Source organism: Bacillus sp. C30 (genome assembly GCF_040838255.1).
Classification (GTDB): Bacteria; Bacillota; Bacilli; order Bacillales; family Bacillaceae_G; genus Bacillus_A; species Bacillus_A mycoides.
Genome location: NZ_JBFPJH010000561.1, coordinates 1 through 1959 on the forward strand (window position 1 = coordinate 1; position 1959 = coordinate 1959).

The following is a 1959-nucleotide window of genomic DNA, read 5'->3' on the forward strand; positions in this document are numbered from 1 at the left end:
GTAAAGTACTAAGTTTATAGTTTTCTCAAGAGGATAGTAGGGAAAGGAAGTAAAGACAACTTATGAAAAAAGTAATCGCAGGTTTAGCAGCAGCATCTGTAGTAGGTGTAGCAGTTCCTGGAATGGATTCTGCTCATGCACAAGTTTCAAATGATGCGCTAAAAGAAATTAATGGACAAACTCAAACTCAAACGACTGTAACTGAAACAAAAACGGTAGAAACAACTTCTGAATTAAAATACACAGTAACAGCTGATGTATTAAATGTACGTTCAGGTGCTGGTACAGGACATAACGTTATTTCTAAAGTGAAATCAGGTCAAGTACTTCAAGTAATTGGACAAGAAAACGGTTGGTTCAAAGTTAGTGTAAATGGTCAAACAGGTTATGTAAGTGGGGACTTCGTAACAACTGGTGGCAATAAAGGAACTACTACTACTGTTCAGCAAGGAACAGGTACTTACACAGTAAACGTTTCTTCATTAAACGTACGTACAGGCCCAAGTGCATCTCATACTGTTTTAGGTTCTGTAAATAAAGGAAAAACAGTTCAAGTTGTAGGTGAAGTTCAAGATTGGTTTAAAATTAACTTCAATGGTGGAACTGGATACGTAAGCAAAGACTTCGTAACAAAAGGTGGTTCAGCTGTATCTAACGAAACTCAGCAACCAACTACAAACAACAACAACAATACTACTACAGTTCAAACTGGTGGATCATATGTTGTTAACACAGGTGCTTTAAAAGTACGTACAGGTCCAGCTACATATAACCCTATAATTGGTGGGGTAACAAACGGTACAGTATTAAACGTTACTGGCGCTGAAAATGGTTGGTATAAAATTAACCATAATGGCCGCACTGGTTACGTAAGTGCAGACTTTGTTAAGTTTGTAAAAGGCAGAGTGAACAATGTAGTTACTGGTGGTAACCAAGGTACGAACCAAGGTACGAACCAAGTACAAAAACCAACAGCACCAACAGGTGGAGATACATCTTCAATCGCTGGATTCGCTAGATCTTTAAATGGTTCACCATACAGAACTGCTGGTACAACACCTGCTGGTTTTGACTGCAGTGGATTCATTCACTACGTATTAAATCAAACTGGTCATAAAGGCGCTCGTCAAACAGTTGCTGGATACTGGAGCTCTAAAACAAAGACTAACAGTCCACAACCAGGTGATTTAGTATACTTCCAAAATACTTATAAATCAGGTCCTTCTCACATGGGCGTTTACTTAGGTAATGGACAGTTCATCAGTGCAGAAACTGACGCAACTGGTGTACGCATTAGCTCTGTAAGCAACTCTTACTGGAGTAAGCACCTATTAGGTTACACAAAAGCATACTAAGAAAAAGTATTTTATATACTTTTCGTATAGAGAAAAGGCTTTCCAGGGAAACTTGGGAAGCCTTTTTCATAGTTGGATAAACTAACAGTATAGTAGTATTTATCCTGCTATTTGCGGGATAATAATCAGCGGGGGATGGACAAATCCCCGCTGATTAAAGTTTCACTTTATGTCAATTTTCCATGCAAAAACTTAGCATATAAATCATGAAAATAGTTTGGACGGAATAAGTTTGCTGCATGACCTGCTAATGGAATTTCTTTATATAAAACGTTCGGAAGAATGGACTTCAAATCAAAGAGACAAGATTTATAGAGATGATCATGTTCTCCCATCACCCATAATATAGGATGGGGAAGTGCTTTTAATTTAGATTTTAAGTCGAATTCTAAGCGGTGTCGTAATGACTCAGCAATAATGGACGAGTGTAATTGTAATCCGAAACGGTAATAAATATTTCGTGAAATAACAGCGAACGGATTTGCCCTTAGTATTCCACTTGGAAAAATAGTACTAGCATACTGAGAAAGCCAAGATGAATATTCATCACCACGTTTTTTCCAAAATTTCTGAAAAACATTATATAAACGGGAAGGGTTATTAT

General features: G+C 37.5%; 2 protein-coding genes. One reads left to right on the top strand and one right to left on the bottom strand.

Annotated features, from left to right (window positions below):
* The first annotated feature begins 62 nt into the window (after nucleotides 1-62).
* The gene (gene entFM / locus AB3X49_RS22830) at nucleotides 63-1355 is read left to right on the top strand and encodes an enterotoxin EntFM (RefSeq protein ID WP_367964927.1); all 1293 of its coding nucleotides are present in this window, start codon (nucleotides 63-65) and stop codon (nucleotides 1353-1355) included.
* 167 nt (nucleotides 1356-1522) lie between these two features.
* Here entFM and AB3X49_RS22835 read toward each other — a convergent pair.
* Nucleotides 1523-1959, bottom strand: a 437-nt coding sequence (locus AB3X49_RS22835; RefSeq protein WP_367964929.1) for an alpha/beta fold hydrolase, incomplete at its 5' end; no start/stop codon positions are given.